Raw genomic sequence first — 15,837 nt, forward strand, 5'->3', positions numbered from 1 at the left:
AACTGTGCCGGCACCGCCGTGGTGTCTGCCGACAGACCAACTGTGGGACCGAGCTTGCTCGGGAAGAGGCAGGTACATCCGCTAAATCTTCATCGGCTGAAATGCCGTCTTCGTGAGCAAGGTGGAGCGCCACCCCGGTCACTCCCACATGGACCGTGTTTGCTGCCGGACAGCGCGGCATCTAAACAGCGCGGGATCTCCCCCTGGGTCTGAGTTTCCTTTCACCGCTCCGTCGGCCGCTCAAAGTTCTTCGCCGCTTCCTTCGCCAGATCCGGCGGCAGGAAGTCTTTGTCCGGGTTGTAGTCGGCTTTCAGGAAGCGCGACAGATCCTGTAAATCCCCCGGGCTCAACGTTCCAGCAGCCTGCTTCAGGCGCAGGTTGTCGAGGATGTAGTCGTAACGGGTGTTGTTGTAGTCGCGGACCGACGCGTACAGCTGGCGCTGTGCATCGAGCACGTCGACGATGTTGCGGGTCCCCACCTGATAACCGATCTCTGTGGCTTCCAGCGCGCTCTGGTTGGAGATGATCGACTGTTTGCGCGCCTGCACCTGCTCGACATCAGTGTTCACCGCGCGGTGCAGGTTGCGGGTGTTTTCCACCACCTGGCGGCGCAGGCCTTCACGTTGCTGCTCGCTTTGACCAAGACGGGCATAAGCCTCGCGGACTTGAGAACTGGTCAGCCCGCCGCTGTAGATCGGGATGTTCACTTGCAGGCCGATGGTGCGTTGCTCGACGCTGCCGTGGAAACTCTGACCGGTGTAGTTGGGGTTGGTGAAGCCCAGCGAGTCATTGTCGCCTTTCTCGTACTGCGCCACCGCATCGACCGTGGGTGCGTGGCCTGCCTTGCGCTGACGCAGGGTTTCTTCAGCGGCGCTGACGGCGTAGTTGCTGGCCAGCAAATTCAGGTTCTGCTGGGTTGCGGTGTCAACCCAGGCTTTCGCGTCGTTAGGTGTGGGCGCGAGCACCGGCAGGGTGTGCACGATGCCTTCGATGGAGTTGTAATCGCGGTTGGTCAGGGTGATCAGCGCCTGAAAGGCGTCATCGACCTGGCGCTTGGCGACAATTCGTGAAGCACGGGCGGTGTCGTAGCTGGCTTGCGCCTGAAGCACATCGGTCTTGTCCGACAGGCCGACATCGAAGCGTTCATTGGCCTGATCAAGCTGGCGCTTGAAGGCCGCTTCCTCTGCCTTGGTCGAGGCCAGATTGTCCTGTGCGCGGAGCACGGCGAAGTAGTCTTCGGCACTTTGCAGAATCAGATTCTGCTCGGTGGCCGAGAGCTGCAGGATGGCCTGCTCGTTGACATCCTTCGCGGCTTTGAGCTGGAACCAGCGGTCAGCGCGGAAGATCGGCTGACTCAACGTCGCGCGATAGACCGTGCCGCTGCGGCTGATAACGGCCGAGGGCTGATCAATGGATGTGCGGGTGTCATTGATGTCGGCGCCACCGGAGATGTTTGGCAGCAGGCCAGCGCGTGCCTGAGGCACGATTTCCTTCTGGGCGTCATAGCTGGCGCGGGCTGCCGCCAGGTCGGCGTTATTGTTGACCGCTTCCTGATACACACTGACCAAACCGGTCCTGGTGGGCAGCGGCATGTCTGCTGCCCCGGCCATCGCACTCGAAGCACACGACACGGCAATGGCCAGTGAAAGTTTGCGCAGCATAGACATTCCCTAGTAATTCAAACGGTATGAAGACGGTGACGTTGCGTCCGATCCAGATGGCTTTGGCGACGCGTAGCGAGTGTAGTTCCAGCGGGTAGGGACAACAATCGGGCAAATCAGCCATTTAACGCGCGTTTGAATTTGACGCTTGGCGTTGGGCCTGCGCCGCGACTAGACTGACGCCGTTCTTGTCGGGGTGCCTTGATATGAGGCTGAGATCGGATAATCCGGATCCCGTTGAACCTGATCAGGTTAACGCCTGCGTAGGGAACAAGATTTCTCGTCTCCCGGCGAGTCCTCTTGAGTGTCGTCCGGGGTCGTCTTTGTTCAAAATCTGAACAGTCCGTGCCTCTTCGATTCTCAGCATCCATGCCGTCTCAGGGTGCATCCGTCCGTATTCATCAGGCTCAAGCTCCGACAATTCATTCCGCTGCTGGATGATGTCTGGAGAGCCCGTGATGACTACAACACTAAAAAACGCCAATCTGAGTGAATCCGCCCAAGTCGACTCGGGGTCGGTTCAACCGTTTACCCGCTCGCAGAAAATCTATGTTCAGGGCTCGCGTCCGGGCATCCGTGTGCCCATGCGTGAGATCAGCCTGGACGTTACGCCTACAGGGTTCTCTGGAACAAACAGCGGCGGCGAGATCAACGCGCCGGTTTGCGTGTACGACACCTCCGGCCCGTACACCGACCCGAACGTCATCATCGACGTGCGCAAAGGCCTGGCCGACGTGCGTTCGGCATGGATCGAGTCCCGCGCCGACACCGAACGCTTGCCGGGACTGAGCTCGAACTTCGGCCAGCAGCGCTTGGCCGATGCCGAGTTGACCAAGCTGCGTTTTGCCCACGTGCGCAATCCGCGTCGGGCAAAGGCAGGCGCCAATGTCAGCCAGATGCACTACGCGCGTCAGGGCATCATCACTGCCGAGATGGAATTCGTCGCCATCCGCGAGAACATGAAGCTGCAGGAGGCCCGTGCCGCAGGCCTGCTCACCCAGCAGCATCCCGGCCAGAGCTTCGGTGCGAGCATTCCGAAAGAGATCACCCCCGAGTTCGTGCGCGAAGAAATCGCCCGTGGTCGCGCAATCATTCCCGCCAACATCAACCACGTTGAGCTTGAACCGATGATCATCGGGCGCAACTTTCTGGTGAAGATCAACGGCAACATCGGCAACAGCGCGCTGGGCTCGTCCATCGAAGAAGAAGTGGCGAAGCTGACGTGGGGCATTCGCTGGGGCTCGGACACGGTCATGGACCTGTCCACCGGCAAACACATTCATGAAACCCGCGAGTGGATCATCCGCAATTCGCCCGTGCCCATCGGCACCGTGCCGATTTATCAAGCGCTGGAAAAAGTCGGCGGCGCCGCCGAAGACCTGACCTGGGAGCTGTTCCGCGACACGCTGATCGAACAGGCGGAGCAGGGCGTCGACTATTTCACCATTCACGCCGGCGTGCTGTTGCGTTACGTGCCGCTGACCGCCAAGCGCGTGACCGGGATCGTCAGCCGCGGCGGTTCGATCATGGCCAAGTGGTGCCTGGCCCATCACCAGGAAAACTTCCTCTACACCCACTTCGACGATATTTGCGAAATCATGAAGGCCTACGACGTCAGCTTCTCCCTGGGCGACGGCTTGCGTCCGGGCTCGATTGCCGACGCCAACGACGAAGCGCAGTTCGGTGAGCTTGAAACCCTCGGCGAGCTGACCAAGATCGCCTGGAAACACGACGTGCAATGCATGATCGAAGGCCCGGGCCATGTGCCGATGCAGCTGATCAAAGAGAACATGGACAAGCAGCTGGAGTGCTGCGACGAGGCGCCGTTCTACACCCTAGGCCCACTGACCACCGACATCGCACCGGGTTACGACCACATCACGTCGGGCATTGGCGCGGCCATGATCGGTTGGTTCGGCTGCGCAATGCTCTGCTACGTCACGCCCAAGGAACACTTGGGGTTGCCGAACAAGGACGACGTCAAGACCGGGATCATTACCTACAAGATCGCCGCCCATGCAGCGGACCTCGCGAAAGGGCATCCCGGTGCCCAGATCCGTGACAACGCCCTGAGCAAGGCGCGGTTTGAATTTCGCTGGGAGGACCAGTTCAACCTCGGGCTGGACCCGGACACCGCGCGCGCCTATCACGACGAGACGCTGCCGAAAGACTCGGCCAAGGTCGCGCATTTCTGCTCCATGTGCGGGCCGAAATTCTGCTCGATGAAAATCACCCAGGAAGTGCGCGAATACGCCGCCAACCAGAAGATCAGCGCGGTAGACATGTCGGTGGACCAAGGCATGCGCGAGCAGGCCGAGCGGTTCAGGCAGGAAGGCAGCCAGCTTTATAAAAAGGTCTGAGCGATAAGCGGCAAGCGGCAAGGAAAAGCAGGCGGCGATTGTTCCCACGCTCTGCGTGGTAATGCCGCCCCTGGCGCTCTGCGTCACTTAGGACGCAGAGCGCCCAGGTATGCGTGCCCACGCAGAGCGTGGGTACGATCAACCCTAAGTTTCAGCGAGACAACAAAAGTGAACACTCCCGGCACCTATTCACCCGACGCCCCCGTACCCGCCGCCAAGCGGGTGTTTGGCGGGCGCGATCTGTTCTCTCTGTGGTTTTCCCTCGGCATTGGCCTCATGGTCCTGCAGACCGGCGCGTTACTGGCGCCGGGGCTGGGCATGTCCGGCTCCATGCTGGCGATTCTTCTCGGCACGCTGGTCGGCGTCTTGCTGCTCGCTGCTGTTGGCGTCATTGGCAGCGACACGGGTCTGTCGTCGATGGCGGCGCTCAAGCTCAGCCTCGGCAGCAAGGGCGCAGGCGTTCCGGCGATCCTCAATCTGCTGCAACTGGTGGGCTGGGGCTCGTTCGAAATCATCGTCATGCGCGACGCCGCCAGCCTGTTGGGCGCCGGCGCTTTTTCCGAAGGCAGCCTCTGGGCCAGTCCGATGCTCTGGACAATCGTGTTCGGCGTTCTTGCGACCTTGCTGGCCGTGAGTGGTCCGTTGGCCTTCGTCCGACAAATCCTGCGCAAATGGGGCATCTGGTTGCTTCTGGCCGCGTGCGCCTGGCTGACGTTCAATCTGTTCAGCAAGGCCGATCTGACGGCCCTGTGGTCGCGTGCGGGAGACGGTTCGATGCCATTTGCCGTCGGCTTCGACATTGCCATCGCCATGCCGTTGTCATGGCTGCCGCTGATTGCGGACTATTCCCGATTCGGCAAGCGCGCCGCCGGTGTCTTCGGCGGCACCGCGCTGGGCTTCTTGATCGGCAATGTCTGGCTGATGTCCCTTGGCGTGGCGTACACCCTGGCCTTCGCGCCGAGCGGTGAAGCCAATGCGCTGCTGCTGGCGCTGGCTGGAGCGGGGATAGGGATTCCGTTGCTGCTCATCCTGCTGGATGAGTCGGAAAACGCGTTCGCCGATATCCACTCCGCTGCAGTGTCGAGCGGGATCCTGCTGAAGGCCAAAGTCGAACACCTGGCGCTGGCCATCGGCATCATCTGCACACTGATCGCCTGCTTCGCGCCGCTGGCGCAGTACCAGAACTTCCTGCTGATGATCGCTTCCGTGTTCGCGCCGCTGTTCGGCGTGGTGCTGGTGGATCACTTCATCCTGCGCCACCGCCGTCACGGCATTGCAACAGCGGGCTTGCGCTGGATGACGCTACTGGCGTGGATCGGCGGGATTTTCACCTACCACCTGCTGGCGAACCTGTATCCGGACATCGGCGCAACACTGCCAGCGCTGGTTGTCGCTGGCGTGTTACAGCTGATATTCAATAAGGCGATCAGCTCCGGCCAGGAAACAGCTCAGGCTTGATGATGCCGTTCAGCTGCGGATACGGGATCTTCAGCTCGATATGGCCCATCGCGTAAGGGGCGATGGTTGTCACCGGGTACTTGAGAATCACCGCACCGTACGTCAGAGCGATGTTGGAAGTTTGCTTGAAAGCCCACATGTTCTGGAACTCGGTGTCCTTGTCCAGCTTGCTGCTGATCAGCCAGGCCTGATGTGCCAGACGGGCCTTGTCCCAGAAGGCAGCTTCCTGACCCGGGACCAGCATGTCGGCCAGTGTCAGCACGCGCTGCTGCTGGCGGGAGTAGTTGATGAATGCGCGACCCGGATTACCCTGGCCGCTGCCGGAATCAACGTAGCTGGACAGCTCGACGACCACGATTCCGTCATGCTGCTCACGTACCTTGGCCTGCAGGTAGCTGCTGTTGCGCGCCGGCGCTCGGCTCAGGTATTGCTCCTGATACGCCTTCAGCGTTGGCGGCACCGGACCATCGCTGTCGCTGCGGGTCAGTTGCAGCAGCGTGCGCTGGACGATCTCGTCAAGCTTCGGCTCGTCGGGGAAATGCACGGTGTCGATGTTCACCAGCGGGCAATCATCGGTGGTGCAGCCGGGCTTGATCAGCTCGGAGGCGTCACGCTGAACGGTCAGCGGACTGCGCAGATTGGGTTGGAACAGGCTTTGGCAGGCGCCCAAAATCAGGGCCACGCAGGCCAGTGAAATGATCTTCAGAAAAGACATGTTGATCCTTGGCATCGGCATAAGTAGGCGTCACGTGGGAGGTAACGGCAACGTCCTTCGACTGTGGGTGGCGCAATCAGTTCGCCATCGGGCGGATTAGAGTGCTTTCCCCGGCAGTCGTCTACCCCGGTGACCGGTTTTGCGAATTCAAAGGGCTGCATCCCGCACCACAGCGCGTTAGGATGGGCCCGGACACAGTGCTCAAGCAGTGAGAAATCTATGACGGATAGCAACAGATCGACACCGACGAAGCACGAAATTACACACCGTGAGACCTGCTTCAAGGGGTTTTACCAGCTCGACCGTCTTCAGTTGCGCCATGAGTTGTTCGCGGGCGGCATGGGCCCGGAAATCAAGCGTGAGCTGTTCGTTCGCCATGATGCGGTGTGCGTGCTGCCCTACGACGCCAAACGCGATGAAGTGGTGCTCATCGAGCAGTTCCGCGTCGGCGTTATCGGCAAGCACGACAACCCGTGGCTGATTGAAATGGTCGCCGGCCTGATCGATAAAAAAGAGGAGCCCGAAGAGGTTGCTCACCGCGAGGCACAAGAGGAAGCTGGGCTGACGTTCAACGCCCTTTGGCCGATCACCAAATACTTTCCATCGCCGGGCGGCAGCAACGAGTTCGTGCATCTGTACCTGGGCAAATGCGACAGCGAGGGGGCAGGTGGGCTGCACGGTCTGGTAGAAGAGGCCGAGGACATCCGGGTCTCGGTCTGGTCATTCGACGACGCGATGCAAGCCGTCAAGGACGGGCGCATCGTCAACGCCGCAACTATTATTGCAATGCAGTGGCTGGCGCTCAATCGCGCCGAAGTAAGGGGGCTATGGTCGTGAATCTTCTGCGCGAGCGCTATCGTGTCGACCTCGCCGGGCTGCAAGCCGCCTGCGAGGCGAACTACGCGCGCTTGATGCGTTTGCTGCCCGATATGCGCAATCAACAACGCTCACGCCGTGTCGCCGTCACCCAAGGCGACCAGATGCTGGGCGTGCTGGCGGTCGAAGTCATCCTCGATTGCCCGTACACCACCACGCTGCAAGTCCGTCAGGAACACAGCCTGCCCTGGCTGCCGGTGCCCGTGCTGGAAGTGCAGGTCTACCACGACGCGCGTATGGCCGAAGTCATCGGCGCCGAACATGCGCGTCGTTTTCAGGGTATCTATCCCTATCCCAACGCCGACATGCACCAGCCCGATGAGAAGGCCCAGCTCAACGTGTTTCTCGGTGAGTGGCTGAGCCATTGCCTGGCCTGCGGGCATGAGTTTGAGGCGGTGCGCTGAGACGGCGCGCCGCTGCGACTGGACCTTCTGCACGCAGATGAGAACCAGACCCTCTTTCCAGGTTTGCCGCCGCACCGATCTCACACCATAATCCGGCCACATCCGCCCAAGGAGATGGCCATTGTCGAGCGCATCCTCTCATCCCTCATCCGTGTTGGTCGTACAACTGACCGACAGCCATCTGTTCGCCGAAGCGGACGGCGCGCTGCTGGGCATGCCCACGCGCGCCAGTCTCGATGCGGTTGTTGAACGTGTGCTCGGCGAGCAGCCGGCGATCGATCTGGTGCTGGCGACCGGAGATTTGTCTCAGGACGGCACGGTTGAGTCGTATCAGGCGTTCCGCGATGCGAGTAATCGCCTGAGTGCCCCCACGCGCTGGATTCCTGGGAATCACGATGAGCTGAGGGAAATGGCGATTGCCGCGCAGAACAGCGACTTTCTGGAGCCTGTCGTCGACATCGGGCACTGGCGGATAACTATGCTGGATTCCGCTGTTTCCGGGTCTGTTCCCGGTTATCTGCAAGACGGCCAGCTTCAACTGCTCGCCCAGGCCTTGAGCGAAGCGCCGGAGCGGCATCATCTGGTGTGTCTGCACCACCACCCGGTGCCCATCGGTGCGGCGTGGATGGAGCCCATCGGTTTGCGCAATCCCGAGGCGCTGTTCGCTGTGCTGGAGCGGTTTCCCCAGGTGCGTGCGGTGCTGTGGGGGCACGTGCATCAGGAATTCGATCAGCTTCGCGACGGCGTGCGGCTAATGGCGTCGCCTTCAACCTGCATTCAGTTCGCGCCGAACAGCGTGGATTTCGGCCTGGATGACCTCGCGCCGGGCTACCGCTGGTTGCGTCTTCACGACGACGGCCGGATCGACACCGGTGTTTCGCGCATCGCCCCTGACCTGTTTGACGTCGACATCAATGGCGCGGGCTATTGAACGACATTTCCTTAATGTGCAGCGATTCATCAACAGGCGAGTCTTCGCGCAGTTGACCCTGTAAACTGCGTGGCTTTGCCCTGATGAGCGCCGACAGGCCAGCCCGTCCGGGATGTATCGATTGCCGTTTGGGAGGCAACTGCGTGAACCAGGATCAATCGACGCTTCTTTATATTCACGGCCTGAACAGCTCGGCCCAGTCGCAGAAAGCCACGCAGCTGACGACGCTGATGGCGCGTCTGGGTCTGAGCCAATACTTGCGCGTGCCCGAGCTTCATCACCATCCGCGTCAGGCGCTGGTTCAACTGGAGGCCGCGATCGAGGAGCTCGGTCGGCCGCTGCTGGTCGGCAGCTCGCTCGGCGGCTACTATGCGACTCACCTGGCTGAGCGCTACGGCCTCAAGGCTGTGCTGATCAACCCGGCGGTCAATCCGCATCAGCTCTTCGATGGTTTTCTCGGCACCCAACAAAACCTTTATACCGGCGAGAGCTGGGAGCTCACGCACGACCACGTGACGGCGCTGGCCGAGCTGGAAGTGCCTGCTCCACTGGATCCGCAGCGTATTCAGGTGTGGCTGCAAACGGGCGACGAGACGCTGGATTACCGCCGTGCCCAGAGCTTCTATCGCGCCTGTGCATTGCGCATCGAGGCGGGTGGCGATCACGGGTTTCAGGGTTTCGCTGCAAAGATTCCAGCGCTGTTGAGCTTCGCCGGGTTCGCTCCCGCATTGCTCCAGGGCGTCGACCTGACCGGGCTCTGACCCGAGCCATTGCTGCAATAGATCTGTAGAACATTCTCGTAGAACACCCTTTTAGAACAGTGACACTCCGAAATTTAATGAACGACTTGATGACGAGACCCCATGGCCAATCCCAGCGCTAGCTCTTATAACGCAGACGCCATCGAAGTCCTCTCGGGCCTCGACCCGGTCCGCAAACGGCCGGGCATGTACACCGACACCTCACGGCCCAACCACCTGGCGCAGGAAGTCATCGACAACAGCGTCGACGAAGCGCTGGCAGGCCACGCCCGCTCCGTGCAGGTCATTCTGCATGCCGACAATTCGCTGGAAGTCTCCGACGACGGCCGCGGCATGCCCGTGGACATCCACCCGGAAGAGGGCGTATCGGGCGTCGAGCTGATCCTCACCAAGCTCCACGCCGGCGGCAAGTTCTCCAACAAGAACTACCAGTTCTCCGGCGGCCTTCACGGCGTCGGGATTTCCGTGGTCAACGCGCTCTCGACCCAGGTACGGGTACGGGTCAAACGCGATGGCAACGAATATGAGATGACTTTTGCCGACGGCTACAAGGCCAGCGAACTGGCGGTGATTGGCACCGTCGGCAAGCGCAATACCGGCACCAGCGTGTACTTCGCGCCGGACCCCAAATACTTCGACACCCCGAAATTCTCGGTCAGCCGCCTCAAGCACGTGCTCAAGGCCAAGGCCGTTCTGTGCCCGGGCCTGCTAGTCAGTTTCGAGGACAAGGGCACCGGCGAGAAAGTCGAGTGGCATTACGAAGACGGCCTGCGCTCGTACCTGCAGGATTCGGTGTCTGACTTTCTGCGCCTGCCCGATGAGCCGTTCTGTGGCGTATTCGCAGGCAACAAAGAGGCCGTCGACTGGGCGCTGCTGTGGTTGCCCGAGGGCGGCGACAGCGTTCAGGAAAGCTACGTCAACCTGATCCCGACCGCTCAGGGCGGCACCCACGTCAATGGGCTGCGTCAGGGCCTGCTGGACGCGATGAGAGACTTCTGCGAGTTTCGTAACTTGCTGCCGCGCGGCGTGAAGCTGGCGCCCGAAGACGTCTGGGAGCGCATCGCTTTCGTGCTGTCGATGAAGATGCAAGAGCCACAGTTCTCCGGCCAGACCAAAGAGCGGCTGTCGTCCCGTGAGGCGGCAGCGTTCGTCTCCGGTGTGGTCAAGGATGCCTTCAGCCTGTGGCTCAACGCGCACCCGGAAATGGGCATGCAGCTGGCCGAACTGGCGATCAGCAACGCCGGCCGTCGTCTCAAGGCCAGCAAGAAGGTTGAGCGCAAACGCATCACGTCAGGTCCGGCCCTGCCGGGCAAACTGGCGGATTGCGCGGGTCAGGACCCGATGCGCTCCGAGCTGTTCCTGGTCGAAGGTGACTCTGCGGGCGGCTCCGCCAAACAGGCCCGGGACAAGGAATTTCAAGCGATCCTGCCGTTGCGCGGGAAGATCCTGAACACTTGGGAAGTCGACGGCGGCGAAGTACTCGCCAGCCAGGAAGTGCACAACATCGCCGTGGCGATCGGGGTTGATCCGGGCGCCGCGGACATGAGCCAGCTGCGCTACGGCAAAATCTGCATCCTCGCCGACGCTGACTCCGACGGCCTGCACATCGCGACGCTGCTGTGCGCCTTGTTCGTCCAGCATTTCCGCCCGCTGGTGGATGCGGGTCACGTCTATGTCGCCATGCCGCCGCTGTACCGCATCGACCTGGGCAAAGACATTTATTACGCCTTGGACGAAGCCGAGCGCGACGGCATCCTCGACCGGCTCGTGGCCGAGAAGAAACGCGGCAAGCCCCAGGTCACCCGATTCAAAGGTCTGGGTGAGATGAACCCGCCGCAGTTGCGCGAAACCACCATGGACCCGAATACCCGTCGCCTGGTGCAGCTGACCTTGGATGACTTCGCAGCCACGTCGGAAATGATGGACATGCTGCTGGCCAAAAAACGCGCGGGCGACCGCAAGAGCTGGCTCGAATCCAAGGGCAATCTGGCCGAGGTGCTGGTCTGATGCGGGGTTGGTTTGCAGCGCTGTTGTTGATCGCCACGCCTGTTTTCGCTGCGCCGTTGCCCGAGCTCAAGCTGCTTTCGGAGCACCCGGTTGACGACATGATCGGCGGCAACCTGTCCGGGCTCGCGTCCTGCAATGGCGTGCTGTGGACCGTTTCGGATCGTGACGACACGCTGCTCTATAGCCTCGACACCTCGGCAACGGTCTGGAAAGCCAAGGCGCAGACGCTGCAAATCCCGCCGATTCCGGACAGCGGGCTGTCGGCGACCCTGCGCGGCATGGCCAAGGCTTCGGCGCTGATTCGCGGCGGCGACCTGGACTTCGAAGGTGTGAGTTGCGACGCGGCGGGCAACCGTTACATCGTCAGCGAAGCCTATGCCGCCGTCCTGAAAGTGCCGGTTGAAGGCGCGCCGGTCTGGCTGGAACTGCCCAGAAAAGTCATCGAGGAAGCGCAGTCGGCCGGGATGCTGCAGCATTTCAACGCCATCTTCGAAGGCATTGCAGTCAACCAGGCAGGCGATCAGCTATGGCTCGCCGCCGAGCGTGACAAGCGTGGTCTGTTGACCGCCAGGCTCGGCAAGGACGGCTGGGCCTGTGACGCCAGTTGCATTCTGCGAGTCGAGTCCGGCAATGATATTTTGCCGCCCGAGTTGGGTGGCAAACCGGTTTCCAAGGACTTTGCCGACATCTCGCTGTACAAGGGCAAGCTGTTCACCCTGGAGCGCGCGGCTTACCGAATCTGCCGCCGCACGCTGGCGACCGGTCAGCTGGAAGCCTGCTGGTCGTTTGCCAAAGAGGCACTTGAGCCGAACCGGCTGTATGACCAGAAATACGGCCTGACCGAAGCGCTGATCGTCGACGAAAAAGGCGCATGGGTCGGCACGGACAACAACTTCGGTGTCCGCGCCGATGGCGAAAAACGTCCCGTCGTCTGGCGCTTTGCCGCGCCCGAGGGTGGCTGGAGCCGCAAGCCTTGACCCAGGCACTTCCCGGCAAACGCGCCGGGCGGCTGATGATGATCATCGCCTGGGCGGCGGCGCTGTTTCTGGCAACGCGGTTTTTTGGCGAGTGGGAGCAGCGTCAGGAAAATCCGAATACCATCGTCGCCTCCGAACACGGAGACGGTTACGTCGAGGTGAAACTGGCGAGCAATCGTGACGGACATTTCGTCATGACCGGGCAGATCAATACCCGCCCCGTGCAGTTCATGCTTGACACCGGTGCAACCAATGTCGCCGTGCCGGAGAGCGTCGCGCAGACGCTGCGCCTTGAGCGGGGCGAGCGCGTTCAGGTGAGCACGGCCAACGGACGCACCGATGCATTCCGGACCACCCTGCAGCGGTTGCAGATTGGCGACATCGTTCTGAAGAACGTGCGCGCCCTGGTGGTGCCCGGTCTGGACGGTGAACAGGTGCTGCTGGGCATGAGCGCCGTGAAACAACTCGAATTCACACAGCGCGGCGGCACATTGCTGCTGCGCCAGACGACAAAATGATGAGGCCCGCATGAGCGACTCCCTTGACCTCAGCCTGGATGGCGTAGAACGCCGATCGCTGGCTGACTTCACCGAACAGGCCTATCTCAACTATTCCATGTACGTGATCATGGACCGGGCATTGCCGCATATCGGTGATGGCCTGAAGCCCGTGCAGCGACGCATTGTCTACGCGATGAGCGAGCTGGGCCTGGACGCCGACGCCAAGCACAAGAAGTCGGCACGTACCGTCGGTGACGTGCTCGGCAAGTTTCACCCCCACGGCGACTCGGCCTGCTACGAAGCCATGGTGCTGATGGCGCAACCCTTCAGCTATCGCTACACACTGGTCGACGGCCAGGGCAACTGGGGTGCGCCGGACGATCCCAAGTCATTCGCGGCCATGCGCTACACCGAGGCGCGACTGTCGCGTTACTCCGAAGTGCTGCTTTCCGAGCTGGGACAGGGCACGGCGGACTGGGTGCCGAACTTCGACGGCACCCTGGACGAGCCTGCTGTTTTGCCGGCGCGCCTGCCGAACATCCTGCTCAACGGCACTACCGGCATCGCTGTCGGCATGGCCACCGACGTACCTCCGCACAACCTGCGGGAGGTCGCTACAGCCTGCGTGCGTTTGCTCGATGAGCCCAAAGCAACGGTCGAACAGCTCTGTGAGCACATTCAGGGCCCGGACTACCCGACCGAAGCGGAAATCATCACGCCCCGCGCCGACCTGCTGAAAATGTACGAAACCGGCAAGGGCTCGGTGCGTATGCGCGCCGTGTACCACATCGAAGACGGCGACATCATCGTCACCGCGCTGCCGCATCAGGTGTCCGGTGCCAAGGTGCTGGAGCAGATCGCGGCGATGATGCAGGCCAAGCCATCCAAAGCTCCGCAGATCGCTGACCTGCGTGACGAATCCGACCACGAAAACCCGTGCCGGATCGTGATCATTCCGGGGGCCCGCAAGCATTTTGACCACGATGCGCTGATGCAGCACCTGTTCGCCAGCACTGAGCTGGAGTCGAGCTACAGGGTCAACATCAACATCATTGGCCTGGACGGCAAGCCGCAGCTGAAAAACCTGCGCGCATTGCTGGTCGAGTGGTTGGCGTTCCGGGTACAGACCGTGCGTCGTCGCCTGCAATTCCGCCTCGACAAGGTTGAGCGTCGCTTGCACCTGTTGGACGGTTTGTTGATCGCTTACCTCAACCTGGATGAAGTGATTCACATCATCCGCACCGAGGAGCACCCGAAAGCCGCGCTGATCGCTCGTTTCGCCCTGAGCGAAATCCAGGCGGACTACATTCTCGACACCCGTTTGCGTCAGTTGGCGCGACTGGAAGAAATGAAGCTGCGTGCCGAGCAGGATGAATTGCTCAAGGAACAAGCCAAGCTGCAAGCCCTGCTGGGCAGCGAGGCCAAGCTGAAGAAACTGGTACGCACAGAGCTGATCAAGGATGCCGAAACCTATGGCGACGACCGCCGTTCGCCTATCGTCGAGCGCGCCGAAGCCAAAGCCCTGACCGAACACGATCTGCTGCCGAACGAGAAAGTGACGGTCGTGCTGTCGGAAAAAGGCTGGGTCCGTTCCGCCAAAGGTCATGAAATCGATGCCACCGGGCTCTCTTATAAAGCCGGAGATGGCTTCAAGGCCCTGGCGCCGGGTCGTTCCAACCAGTTTGCGGTGTTTATCGACTCCACCGGTCGCAGTTATTCGGTGCCGTCGCACACCTTGCCATCGGCCCGTGGCCAAGGCGAACCGCTGACCGGTCGTCTGACGCCGCCGCCCGGTGCGACATTCGAATGCGTGCTGTTGCCCGAGGATGACGCGCTGTACGTGGTTGCGTCCGATGCCGGCTACGGTTTCGTGGTCAAGGGTGAAGACCTGCAGGCCAAGAACAAAGCAGGCAAGGCGCTGTTGAGCCTGCCGGCCGGGGCCAAGGTGATCCTGCCGCGTCCGGTGCCGGATCGTGAACACAACTGGCTCGCCGCCGTGACCACCGAAGGCCGTTTGCTGGTGTTCAAAATCAGCGATCTCCCGCAGCTGGGCAAGGGCAAAGGCAACAAGATCATTGGCATTCCGGGCGAGCGCGTTGCCAGTCGAGAAGAGTACGTGACCGATCTGGCCGTTGTTCCTGACGGCGCCACGCTGGTGCTGCAGGCCGGCAAACGCAACCTGTCGCTCAAACCCGACGATCTGGAGCACTACAAAGGCGAACGCGGACGACGGGGCAACAAACTCCCGCGTGGATTCCAGCGCGTCGATGCACTGTTGGTGGAAACCGCAGGCTAAAGCGGTTGGTTTGGCGGTCGCTCTTCGTTTCGTCACGAGAGCGACGCAGAATCGCTGGAGTCAACGCGCATATTCACGGATGATATGACGTCCTCCGGCGCCGCTATGGCGGAATGCCTTCATGTTTTCAAAGTATTTAACAGCGTGGACGCGTTACACGGCGTCCACTTGGACGGGATGATGAATTTTCTACGTGTTCCTTGTGTTCTGTTGTTGACCGGCGTTCTGGGTTTGGCCGGGTGCAGCGTTCATCAGCCCACGTCGCTCTATCAACTGGACAGCGGCGATCCTGGGCAACCGAAACACAGCGGCGGGCTCGCCGTTTTGCTGGGCCCTGTGACAATTGCCGACTATCTGCAACGTGAAACATTATTGCAGCGCCAACCCGATGGCAGCCTCAAGGCATCCACCGATGGTCGCTGGGCCGGCAGCCTGTCTGCTGACATCGATCAACTGCTTCTGCGCCAACTGGCCTGGAAACTCGACAGTCAACGTGTGGTTATGGCCCCCGCAGCGGCCAGCTTCACGCCGGATGCCCAGGTGGTGCTATCTATCACACGGCTGGATTCGGGCGAGAAACAGCCAGCGGTACTGGATGCACAGTGGCGTTTGCTCGACCGGCGCGGAAACGTTCGCGACAGCAAGCTGATCCATCTGGAGGAACCGCACGCAGGCTCTTCAGCTGCACAGGTCAGGGCGCAAGGGATTTTGCTGCAGCGCCTGGCGGACAAGCTGAGCGTGGCCGTCAAGCCAATCGCCAATCAACCCTGGGTGGCGGATGTGCCTAAAAAGGCCACAGCGCCGGCGAAAACCCGCACCGATCAGGACAAGCCCAAGATCCCGATGGCATCACCGATCCGCACCGATCTGGAAGTGTTCCGCTTCTAAGAT

Annotated in this window: 13 protein-coding genes and 1 riboswitch; of the genes, 11 read left to right on the forward strand and 2 right to left on the reverse strand. The window is 61.2% G+C overall.

What is annotated here, in order from left to right; translation table 11 throughout:
* Window positions 1–221: 221 nt before the first annotated feature.
* Entirely contained in the window at window positions 222–1,661 is a 1,440-nt protein-coding gene (locus tag FX982_RS09940) for a TolC family outer membrane protein (protein ID WP_172610517.1), read from the reverse strand.
* Window positions 1,662–1,843: 182 nt separating this feature from the next.
* Window positions 1,844–1,948: riboswitch (TPP riboswitch) on the forward strand.
* 171 nt (window positions 1,949–2,119) lie between these two features.
* Between FX982_RS09940 and thiC the strand changes: the two genes are divergently transcribed.
* Window positions 2,120–4,021, forward strand: coding sequence for a phosphomethylpyrimidine synthase ThiC (thiC, locus tag FX982_RS09945; protein WP_172610518.1), 1,902 nt, complete (start codon window positions 2,120–2,122; stop codon window positions 4,019–4,021).
* A 168-nt stretch (window positions 4,022–4,189) separates the two neighbouring features.
* Window positions 4,190–5,479: a putative hydroxymethylpyrimidine transporter CytX gene (gene cytX / locus FX982_RS09950; RefSeq protein ID WP_172610519.1), complete on the forward strand. Its 1,290-nt coding sequence runs from the start codon at window positions 4,190–4,192 to the stop codon at window positions 5,477–5,479.
* On the opposite strand, the gene FX982_RS09955 is transcribed toward cytX, so the two are convergent.
* Window positions 5,448–6,194, reverse strand: coding sequence for an RsiV family protein (locus FX982_RS09955; protein ID WP_074891465.1), 747 nt, complete (start codon window positions 6,192–6,194; stop codon window positions 5,448–5,450). The genes cytX and FX982_RS09955 overlap by 32 nt on opposite strands.
* Before the next feature lie 219 nt (window positions 6,195–6,413).
* Between FX982_RS09955 and FX982_RS09960 the strand changes: the two genes are divergently transcribed.
* The 9 genes from FX982_RS09960 to FX982_RS10000 all read left to right on the forward strand — a co-directional run bounded on the left by FX982_RS09960 (window position 6,414) and on the right by FX982_RS10000 (window position 15,834).
* Complete coding sequence (locus tag FX982_RS09960; protein WP_172610520.1) at window positions 6,414–7,031, forward strand: NUDIX domain-containing protein; 618 nt, start codon at window positions 6,414–6,416, stop codon at window positions 7,029–7,031.
* Entirely contained in the window at window positions 7,022–7,474 is a 453-nt protein-coding gene (locus FX982_RS09965; RefSeq protein WP_065987826.1) for a DUF1249 domain-containing protein, read from the forward strand. Before FX982_RS09960 ends, FX982_RS09965 begins: the two co-directional genes overlap by 10 nt.
* A gap of 121 nt (window positions 7,475–7,595) precedes the next feature.
* On the forward strand, window positions 7,596–8,405 hold the full coding sequence (cpdA, locus tag FX982_RS09970) for a 3',5'-cyclic-AMP phosphodiesterase (RefSeq protein WP_172610521.1): 810 nt from the start codon (window positions 7,596–7,598) through the stop codon (window positions 8,403–8,405).
* 143 nt (window positions 8,406–8,548) lie between these two features.
* Window positions 8,549–9,166, forward strand: a complete 618-nt coding sequence (locus tag FX982_RS09975) for a YqiA/YcfP family alpha/beta fold hydrolase (protein ID WP_254074889.1) — start codon at window positions 8,549–8,551, stop codon at window positions 9,164–9,166.
* Between the two features lie 102 nt (window positions 9,167–9,268).
* On the forward strand, window positions 9,269–11,173 hold the full coding sequence (gene parE / locus FX982_RS09980; RefSeq protein ID WP_122533837.1) for a DNA topoisomerase IV subunit B: 1,905 nt from the start codon (window positions 9,269–9,271) through the stop codon (window positions 11,171–11,173).
* Window positions 11,173–12,150, forward strand: coding sequence for an esterase-like activity of phytase family protein (locus FX982_RS09985; RefSeq protein WP_172610523.1), 978 nt, complete (start codon window positions 11,173–11,175; stop codon window positions 12,148–12,150). The genes parE and FX982_RS09985 overlap by 1 nt, the downstream gene beginning before the upstream one ends.
* Window positions 12,151–12,185: 35 nt before the next feature.
* Window positions 12,186–12,668, forward strand: coding sequence for a retropepsin-like aspartic protease family protein (locus FX982_RS09990; RefSeq protein ID WP_254074921.1), 483 nt, complete (start codon window positions 12,186–12,188; stop codon window positions 12,666–12,668).
* A gap of 10 nt (window positions 12,669–12,678) precedes the next feature.
* Window positions 12,679–14,946: a DNA topoisomerase IV subunit A gene (parC, locus tag FX982_RS09995; RefSeq protein ID WP_122625618.1), complete on the forward strand. Its 2,268-nt coding sequence runs from the start codon at window positions 12,679–12,681 to the stop codon at window positions 14,944–14,946.
* A 180-nt stretch (window positions 14,947–15,126) separates the two neighbouring features.
* Window positions 15,127–15,834: a PqiC family protein gene (locus FX982_RS10000; protein WP_172613020.1), complete on the forward strand. Its 708-nt coding sequence runs from the start codon at window positions 15,127–15,129 to the stop codon at window positions 15,832–15,834.
* Window positions 15,835–15,837: the final 3 nt, after the last annotated feature.

Source organism: Pseudomonas graminis, from assembly GCF_013201545.1.
Classification (GTDB): domain Bacteria; phylum Pseudomonadota; class Gammaproteobacteria; order Pseudomonadales; family Pseudomonadaceae; genus Aquipseudomonas.

Bases quoted from the DNA above. Each gene is read 5' to 3' on its own strand.
- FX982_RS09940 (WP_172610517.1), bottom strand. From the start codon at position 1,661: ATGCTGCGCAAACTTTCACTGGCCATTGCCGTGTCGTGTGCTTCGAGT.
- thiC (WP_172610518.1), top strand. From the start codon at position 2,120: ATGACTACAACACTAAAAAACGCCAATCTGAGTGAATCCGCCCAAGTC.
- FX982_RS09955 (WP_074891465.1), bottom strand. From the start codon at position 6,194: ATGTCTTTTCTGAAGATCATTTCACTGGCCTGCGTGGCCCTGATTTTG.
- FX982_RS09960 (WP_172610520.1), top strand. From the start codon at position 6,414: ATGACGGATAGCAACAGATCGACACCGACGAAGCACGAAATTACACAC.
- FX982_RS09965 (WP_065987826.1), top strand. From the start codon at position 7,022: ATGGTCGTGAATCTTCTGCGCGAGCGCTATCGTGTCGACCTCGCCGGG.
- parE (WP_122533837.1), top strand. From the start codon at position 9,269: ATGGCCAATCCCAGCGCTAGCTCTTATAACGCAGACGCCATCGAAGTC.
- FX982_RS09985 (WP_172610523.1), top strand. From the start codon at position 11,173: ATGCGGGGTTGGTTTGCAGCGCTGTTGTTGATCGCCACGCCTGTTTTC.
- FX982_RS09990 (WP_254074921.1), top strand. From the start codon at position 12,186: ATGATGATCATCGCCTGGGCGGCGGCGCTGTTTCTGGCAACGCGGTTT.
- parC (WP_122625618.1), top strand. From the start codon at position 12,679: ATGAGCGACTCCCTTGACCTCAGCCTGGATGGCGTAGAACGCCGATCG.
- FX982_RS10000 (WP_172613020.1), top strand. From the start codon at position 15,127: ATGAATTTTCTACGTGTTCCTTGTGTTCTGTTGTTGACCGGCGTTCTG.